This is a genomic window from Synechococcus sp. B60.1, assembly GCF_047462555.1.
Lineage (GTDB): Bacteria > Cyanobacteriota > Cyanobacteriia > Thermostichales > Thermostichaceae > Thermostichus.
On the sequence record NZ_JANSJN010000058.1, the window covers coordinates 7,459 to 15,486 of the forward strand.

Sequence of the window (8,028 nt, forward strand, 5' to 3'; positions counted from 1 at the left end):
TAATGAGTAAGATTTTTGGTTGCTCCGCAACGCCGACGTGACGGGGTTTTTGACGTGACCTACGGTCGCAGACCATTGGCCCGCTGGGCTAGGCATTCGGCTTCGCGGCATCCTTACAGCCGCCCCTTTCCCCGCTTGGGGTATGACGAATATGCCAGCGCTGACCCACCCACCCGCCCCTCCTGGATGACTCAGGCTGCTGCCACGGTGGGCAATCTGTTGCTGGGGTCGCTGCTCTTGGGCTCTACAGCGACGGCTGCCGGCTTGATGGGGTTGGCCATCAGCTTTCGCAACCTGCCGGATGTACACCAACTGCGGGACTACGTGCCGGTGGCCACTACTCACATTGTCGATATTCGCGGCGAGCCAATTGCCAGCCTGCACGGGGAAGCCAACCGGGAGGTGATCTCACTGGAAGAGGTCTCGCCGGAGATGAAAAAGGCCCTGCTGGCCATTGAAGATAGCCACTTCTACACCCACCCCGGCATCAACCCCGTCAGCTTGGGCCGGGCCCTTCTGGGCAGTGTTGAGGGGGGCTTGGGCTCTGCCGGGGGCGGCTCCACCCTGACGATGCAACTGGTGAAGAACTTGTTTTTGAGGCCGGAGCGCACCCTCAGCCGCAAGGTGGCCGAGATTGTGCTGGCGGTGCGGCTGGAGCAGGTCTTCACCAAAGACGAAATCCTGGAGATGTACCTCAACCAGGTGTACTGGGGGCACAACCTCTACGGCATCCAGGCGGCGGCCCGCAGCTACTTCAACAAAGATGCGGCAGAACTGAACTTGGCGGAAGCGGCGATGTTGGCCGGGATCCTGCCGGCTCCAGAAACCCTCAGCCCCTTCCGTAACCTGGAGGGAGCCAAGCGACGACAGCGGCTAGTGCTGGATCGCCTGGTGGAGCTGAAGTGGATTACCCCGGAAGAAGCCCAGGCAGCCCGCGAGCAAGAATTGACCCTGGGCCGCATCACCTCCTTCCAGAGCAATGCCCCGGCGGTCACCGACGTCATCGAAGCCGAGCTGCGGCGTCGCTATGGCGAGCAGGCAATTCTCCAGGGGGGGCTGCGGGTGCAGGCCACCATCGACCTGCGGCTGCAACGCCTGGCAGAGCGCATTGTCAACGAAGATGGGCCCCGCATTGCAGCCGCTCGCCGAGCCGACCAGATGGCCCTGGCGGCAGTGGATCCCCGTACCGGCTATGTCAAGGCCCTTGTGGGCGGCATCAACGCCCAGCGGGGCCAATTTAATCGCGCCACCCAAGCCTTTCGCCAAACGGGATCCACCTTTAAGCCCTACGTGTACTACGCGGCCCTGGCTACCGGCCGCTACGGGCCCAACAGCATCCTGGAAGACACCCCGGTCACCTATCCCGGCTCACCCCCCTACAGCCCGAAAAACTACGACAACACCTTTTACGGCCCTCTCACCTTTGCCCGCGCCTTGGAGCTCTCCCGCAACGTGCCCACCGTCAAGCTGGCGGATGAGGTTGGGATCCGCAACGTCATTGCAGCGGCCCAGGCCACGGGCATTAGTGCCGAGATGTTCCCCAACCTGGCCACAGCTCTGGGCTCGGCCAGCATCAGCCCCTTGGAAATGGCCGCCAGCTATGCGGTGTTTGCCAATGGCGGCTACCGGGTGGAGCCAACTCTCTTGGCCCAGGTGGTGGATCGCAACGGCCAAATCCTCTTCGAGGCCCGGCCGAAGCCAGAGCGGGTTTTGGATCCCTGGGCAGTGGCTGCCCTCAACCAAATCCTCAAGGGGGTAGTGACCCAAGGCACCGGGACGGCAGCCCGTCTGGACGATGGGCGACCGGTAGCAGGCAAAACCGGCACCACCTCCGACTTTCGCGATGCCTGGTTTATCGGCTATGTGCCGCAACTGTCCACCGCCATTTGGATTGGCAACGACAATAACTCCCCCATGCTGCCTGGCACGGCAGGGGGCGCCTTTGTCGCCCCCACCTGGAAGCGCTTCATGACCGAGGCCCTGCAAGGGATCCCACCCCAAGACTTCCCTAGCCCTCAGCAATTTTCCCCTCCCCGGCCATGAGCAATAGCGAGGAGCGGCTGGCGCGCATTGAGCGCACCATCGAGGCCAATGCCCAGGCCATCGCCCAACTGGCCCGGCAAAACCAAGAGCTGCTGCAGACCATTGCCGGCACCGAAGAGCGCATCGCCAGAGCTGAGGAACGCATCGCCAACGCCGAGGAGCGCGTCGCTAAGGCAGAAGAACGTCTGGAAGCCGAGGTCAAACGCTGGGACGAGCGGTTTTTCCAGCTCAGCCGCGACACCCTCAACTTCACCCGCAATGTAGTTACCATTGCCGCCATCACAGCGGTTTTGATCCCGCTGCTGCGGGATGTCGCTCCCCTGCTGATCGAGCTGCTGCAGCAGGGATCCCGTTAGCCCCCGGTCATCGAAGGGCCCAGGGGATCCCAAAGCGTAATCGTTCTGAGTTACACTAAGACTGCAAAGAAAGGTAACGCCTTTGTCTGGTTTATCCTTAGCCTTGGCCGCGTTCTTTCTTGCATTCCTTGCACAAGACACAGAGGACAGACGACTATGGCTTTTGAACTCCCAGCTCTGCCCTACCCTGCCGACGCCCTCCAGCCCTATATGTCGGCGGAAACCTTCTCCTACCACCACGGCAAGCACCACGCCGCCTACGTGGCCAACCTGAACAAGCTGATTGAAGGCACCGATCTGGCCAATAAGTCCCTGGAAGAAATTATCAAGACCACGTTTGGGGATCCCGACAAAGTGGGCATCTTCAACAATGCTGCCCAAGTCTGGAACCACACCTTCTTCTGGGAATCCATGAAGCCGGGTGGGGGCGGCACGCCGACAGGGCCCATCGCCGACAAGATCAACGCTGATCTGGGCGGCTACGACAAGTTTGTCGAGGCCTTCAAAACGGCGGCGGCCACCCAGTTTGGCAGCGGCTGGGCTTGGCTGGTGCTGGACAACGGCACTCTCAAGGTCACCAAAACCCCCAACGCCGAAAACCCGCTGGTGCACGGCCAAGTGCCCTTGCTCACCCTGGATGTGTGGGAGCACGCCTACTACCTGGACTACCAAAACCGACGGCCCGACTTCATCAGCGCCTACCTGGAACACCTGGTCAACTGGGATGCCGCCAATGCCCGGCTGGCAGCCGCCTGACTGCCCCTCTTCTGGGATCCTCTGACGGGGGATCCCATCGAGGACTAGCCTTGCCCAGCTCTTTGCCAGGGGATCCTCAGGGATCCCCTTTTTTTCGGCTTAGTCCTTCCCCAAGCGTTCCCGCTCTTCGCGCAGGCGTTGTAGGAAGCTGGGCGTAGGGTTTTGGGCAGGGGTGGGAAAGGCAGCAGCAGGAGGAGCGGCCCGGTTGATGGGGGAAAGAGGGGGCGATTGACCGGCTGGGGCGGCAGGGGGGTGCTGGGAATGGGAGTGGGCGGGGGGGCCGGCGCTGCAACGGGCGGAGGCGCAGGGGAGGGTGGTGGGGAAGTGGGCTCGGGTGCTGGGGTGGGTGGCGATGTGGGCGTGGGTTCGGGTTGAGGGTTCTCCCGAACCGGATCAGGATCATCTTCAAACACTGGCTCACCATCCCGCAGCAGCCAGTCCAGCAGTGGATCTGGGCCGGCCTCCCGCTCATCGGTGTCAGAGGGCAAAGGAACAGCAAGCGGTCTCTCAAAAGCAGACGGAGGCCCCAAAAAGTGCTCCCGGCGATGGCGGCAAAAAGAGCTATCCCGCCCCAGAGGGGGATCTGCCTGTCCCTGGACTCCGGCTGGGCGCCTTCCCAATTATCGATGGCTGCCAGGGTGCGCTCGGAAAACGGCGAGGTTGTTGGAGGGGGCGTGAGGGAAGAGCCGGCGCTGTTGTGGGATTGCAGGGATCCCTCCAATTGGTCGCTGAGGAGCTTCATGGTTTGGGGCCGCTGGCCGGGGTCTTTGGCCAGACAAGCAAGCACCACTTCCTCCAGCGCTGGCGGGATCTCATGAGGCAACTGGGAGCGGTCGAAGGGCCGAGGCTGTTGGTAGTTGTGGGCCTCGTACCAACCGGGAAAAGAATCGGTCTTGGGCTGCAGGGGGTGTTGCCCGGTCAGCATGCGGTGGAGCACCACGCCGAACGAGTAGATGTCGGAGCGGGGATCCAATTCCTCGCCGCGCACCTGCTCGGGAGAGGCGTAGCGCACCGTCCCCAAAAAGCCGGTGGTTTGGGTGCCGAGGGCCAAAGAAACATCGCTCAGCAACTTGGCGATGCCAAAATCCAGGATCTTGACCGTCTCTCCCAGGGTCTCATCTTTCAAAACAAAGAGATTGCTGGGCTTGATGTCGCGATGGATCACCCCTTTGATGAGGTGGCCATCTTGCTCAGTCTCCAAATTGTGGGCATAGTAGAGACCGGCACACACTTGGCGGGCGATCTTCACCACCTGCTGAGGGGGCAGCAGCGGGTGCTTGAGCATCAGTTCTCCCAAGCTGTGCCCCCTCAGGTATTCCATCACCAAATAAGGTTGGTTGTTCTCCAGACCGTAATCCAGCACCTTGACAATGGCCGGGTGCTCTCCCAGCAGGGTACTGATGCGAATTTCCTGCTGAAAGCGCTTGAGCAAGTGACGGCAGGTGTTTTCATCGCCTGCCAAGTTTTGGTGCAACAGCTTCACCGCCACTGGACGATTGAACAGGCGGGTATCCACAGCCTTGAACACCTGCCCCATGCCCCCTGCCGCAATCTTCTGAACCAGTTGATAGCGCTGACCGATCACTTTTCCAGGAGCAAGCTGGTTCATAAGCGGCCCAAGAGCATGTACTCTCCGATTTTAGTGTGTGTTTCTCGAAGGTTTCTCTCGCCTCTTTGCGGGCGCCACCGCCAGGCTGTCTTCATTCCCAGTGTGTTCTTGATGTATTTTGAATGCTTGTTAAACACCCTGCCGGAGATTGAAGACTGGACGAAAGCCGTGGGCCATGGGGAGCTATCTGGATCTGGATGAATCTGATAGACTCAGGCGGGCGCTTGGCCGAGTCTGTGGGTTGCTGTCTGTTGGGTAGTGATGATGGCTAACTGGCTGCCAATTTCAGGGATCCCTCTGGCCCTGCTCGGCCCGGTGAAAGACCCAGTGCTGGTGTTTCTGATCCTCCTGACGATCATGCTGGTGGCCCCGCTGCTGTTTGAGCGGCTGCACCTGCCGGGGATCATCGGCCTGATCCTGTCCGGGTTGGTGGTGGGGCCCTACGGCTTGGGCATCTTGCAGCGGGACGGAACCATCGTCTTGTTGGGCACGGTGGGGCTGTTGTTTCTCATGTTCATGGCCGGGTTGGAGACCAGCCTGGAGGATTTGAAGCTCAACGCCGGCAAGGCCAGTGTCTTCGGGGTGCTCACCTTTCTGTTGCCAATGGTGATCGGCACGGCGGCCATGCTGGCCTTGGGGTATGACTTTCTGGCGGCAGTGCTGGTGGCCTCGTGTTTTGCCTCCCACACCCTCATTGCCCTGCCGATTGTCTCCAAGTTGGGCCTGATGCGCCTGCAGGCGGTAACAGCCACCCTGGGGGCGACGTTGATTACCAATGTCTTGGCGCTGCTGGTGCTGGCGGTGGTGGTGCGCGCCCATCAAGGGGAGCTGACACTGCAATTCTGGCTGACGCTCATCCCCTCGATTGCCCTCTACATGTTTGCCACCCTCTGGGGGGTGCCCAAGCTGGGCGGTTGGTTTTTCCAGCGCTTTGGCCACGACGAGGGGGCGGAGTTTACTTTTGTGATTGCCACCTTGTTCGTGGTGGCCTACGGGGCGGGGTTGATTGGCATTGAGCCGGTGGTGGGCGCCTTTTTGGCTGGGACGGCCATCACCCCCCTCATTCCCCAGCTCAGCCCCCTCATGAACCGGATTCAGTTCATCGGCAACACGTTGTTTATACCGTTTTTCTTGATCTCGGTGGGGATGCTGATCAACCCCAGCATTCTCTTGGGCGAGCCACGCACGCTGCTGGTGGGCGGAGTGATGATTGCCGCGGAGGTGGTGAGCAAGTTTTTGGCGGCTTGGATCCCGGCCCAACTGTTTGGCTGGCGCTTGGCCAGCGCTATGGTCATGTTCGGCCTGTCGGTAGCGCAGGCGGCGGCTACTTTGGCGGCAATCACGGTGGCTTTCAACGTGAAATTGGTGGATGAGCTGACGGTGAACGGCACCATCGCCATGATCCTGATTACCTGCATTGCCTCGCCTTGGATCGTGGCCCGCTGGGGTGAGCAACTCCAGCCTGTAGAGGTGGCGGCAGAAGCTGGTAACCTGCCCCAGCCAGCCTGGGGATCCCGCGTCCTGGTGCCGGTGGCCAACCCTGACACCGAGAGCAACCTGCTGCGGTTGGCTTTGATTCTGGCCAAGAAAGAAGGGGGGACGCTGCTGCCGCTGCACGTTTTGTCTGACCGTGCTGGGATCTCGCCGGCGGCTCTGGCCCGGCAAGAGCAATTGTTGACCTTTGCAGAGGCCCTGGCCCACAGCGCCGCTGCTCGAGTGGAAGCCATTCGGCGGGTGGATGATTCGGTGGAAAAAGGGATCATTCGCTCGGCAGCGGAACGGCAGGCGACCTTGGTGATCCTCGGCTGGAAGGGCTACTCCACCTACGCGGAAAATTTCTTTGGCAGCGTCATCGACGCAGTGGTGCGGCAGGTGGGGATCCCGGTGCTGATTACGCGCTTCCCCGTCCCCATCGAGACAACACAGCGCATCCTTTTGGCAGCCCCAGAGTTGGCAGTGTCTCCCGGATCCCTGCAGCAGACGATTGGGCTGGCGCAGACGCTGGCCGAGGAATTGAAGGCGGCGCTGCAGATTCTCCTGGTGCAAACCCGACCGCCACGGGAGCGCTCTCCGGCCCTGGTGGCGGCAAGCTACGCCCATCTGCCGCTCCAACGGGTGCAAGGAGGGCTGGTGGCCGAGGTGTTGAAGGCGCTGCAGCCGGGGGATGCATTGGTGTTGATCCCCAGCGAAGCCCGCAGCCGCTCCCGTCTGGGCCGCGAGCCGGAGATCATCGCCCGTAACCGGCCTAACCTTCCCATCCTTGTGGTGCATTTGCCTGCTGCCTCCCCGGCACGGCCGCAGGAGGGCGTTCTGGCAGCAGGGGATCCCACTTGGTACTGATGGCGGGTTGCAGCCCTTGTGTGAACGCCGCCCCGGCTCCCCTGATAAACTGGGATCCCCAGGGGGGATGTCGCTAAGAGCAGAGGGGTATGGTTGCCTATTTGCTGGAAGTCGGCTGTGAAGAGCTGCCGGCCAGTTTTGTTGATTCGGCCCTAGAGCAGTGGAGGAAGGGGATCCCGGCCTCTTTGGCAGAAGCCCATCTACAGGCCGAGGAGATGCAGCTTTTCGGCACGCCGCGCCGCTTGGCAGTTCTGTTGCGGGGCCTGCCCACCCAGCAGCCGGATCGCACCCTGGAGGTGAAGGGGCCACCGGCTCAGGTGGCCTACCAAGATGGCCGCCTCACCCCTGCCGGGGAAAAATTTGCCCAGAAGCAGGGGGTGGATCCTGCCAGCCTGGAGATCCGACAGGTGGGCAAGGGATCCTTTGTCTTTGCCGTGCAGCGGCTGCAGGGGCGGCCGACGGCAGCGGTGCTCCAGGAATTGGCGCCCACTTGGATCACCAGCTTGAGCGGCGAACGGCTGATGCGCTGGGGCTATGGAGACTTGAAGTTTCCCCGTCCCATCCGCTGGCTGGTCTCCCTCTGGGACGATCAAGTACTGCCTTTGCTCTGGCCTACCCCTGAGGGCAATCCTCTGCCAGGCTTAGTGGCCGGGCGGGTCAGCCGTGGTCACCGCGTTTTGGGATCCCAGCAGGTTGTCCTGGAGCGGGCCGAGAGCTACGTTCAGCAAATGCAAGCGGCCGGGGTCAGCCCCGATCCGGCAGGGCGAGAAGCCCACATCCGGGCCGCAGTGGCCAAGCTGGCCAGGCAGGTCCAGGGAGAAGCGCAGATCCCTGACCCTTTGCTACGGGAGGTGGTGCAGTTGGTGGAGTGGCCAACGGCCGTTCTGGGGCGCTTTGAGCCGGAGTTTTTGCAATTGCCCCCTG

At 61.8% G+C, this 8,028-nt stretch carries 6 protein-coding genes; 5 read left to right on the plus strand and 1 reads right to left on the minus strand.

What is annotated here, in order from left to right:
• Positions 1-15: 15 nt before the first annotated feature.
• The 3 genes from NW863_RS07915 (at position 16) to NW863_RS07925 (ending at position 3,155) form a co-directional block, all read left to right on the plus strand.
• Positions 16-2,043 (plus strand): transglycosylase domain-containing protein, encoded by a 2,028-nt coding sequence (locus NW863_RS07915; protein ID WP_414365684.1) that lies wholly within the window; start codon positions 16-18, stop codon positions 2,041-2,043.
• Positions 2,040-2,399, plus strand: coding sequence for a hypothetical protein (locus NW863_RS07920; protein WP_414348159.1), 360 nt, complete (start codon positions 2,040-2,042; stop codon positions 2,397-2,399). Before NW863_RS07915 ends, NW863_RS07920 begins: the two co-directional genes overlap by 4 nt.
• Before the next feature lie 156 nt (positions 2,400-2,555).
• A complete protein-coding gene (locus tag NW863_RS07925; protein WP_414365685.1) occupies positions 2,556-3,155 on the plus strand; it encodes a superoxide dismutase in 600 nt (199 codons plus the stop codon).
• 76 nt (positions 3,156-3,231) lie between these two features.
• On the opposite strand, the gene NW863_RS07930 is transcribed toward NW863_RS07925, so the two are convergent.
• Positions 3,232-4,764, minus strand: a complete 1,533-nt coding sequence (locus NW863_RS07930) for a serine/threonine protein kinase (protein WP_414365686.1) — start codon at positions 4,762-4,764, stop codon at positions 3,232-3,234.
• A 261-nt stretch (positions 4,765-5,025) separates the two neighbouring features.
• Here NW863_RS07930 and NW863_RS07935 point away from each other — a divergent pair, with 261 nt between their 5' ends.
• Positions 5,026-7,104 carry a cation:proton antiporter gene (locus NW863_RS07935; RefSeq protein WP_414365687.1) on the plus strand — a complete coding sequence of 693 codons (2,079 nt, stop codon included), beginning with the start codon at positions 5,026-5,028 and terminating at the stop codon, positions 7,102-7,104.
• Positions 7,105-7,193: 89 nt separating this feature from the next.
• The coding region (locus tag NW863_RS07940) for a glycine--tRNA ligase subunit beta (protein ID WP_414365688.1) at positions 7,194-8,028 on the plus strand (835 nt) is incomplete at its 3' end.

Excerpts from the sequence above, each read along its gene's own strand:
- NW863_RS07920 (WP_414348159.1), top strand. The coding sequence starts at position 2,040 with ATGAGCAATAGCGAGGAGCGGCTGGCGCGCATTGAGCGCACCATCGAG.
- NW863_RS07925 (WP_414365685.1), top strand. The coding sequence starts at position 2,556 with ATGGCTTTTGAACTCCCAGCTCTGCCCTACCCTGCCGACGCCCTCCAG.
- NW863_RS07930 (WP_414365686.1), bottom strand. The coding sequence starts at position 4,764 with ATGAACCAGCTTGCTCCTGGAAAAGTGATCGGTCAGCGCTATCAACTG.
- NW863_RS07935 (WP_414365687.1), top strand. The coding sequence starts at position 5,026 with ATGATGGCTAACTGGCTGCCAATTTCAGGGATCCCTCTGGCCCTGCTC.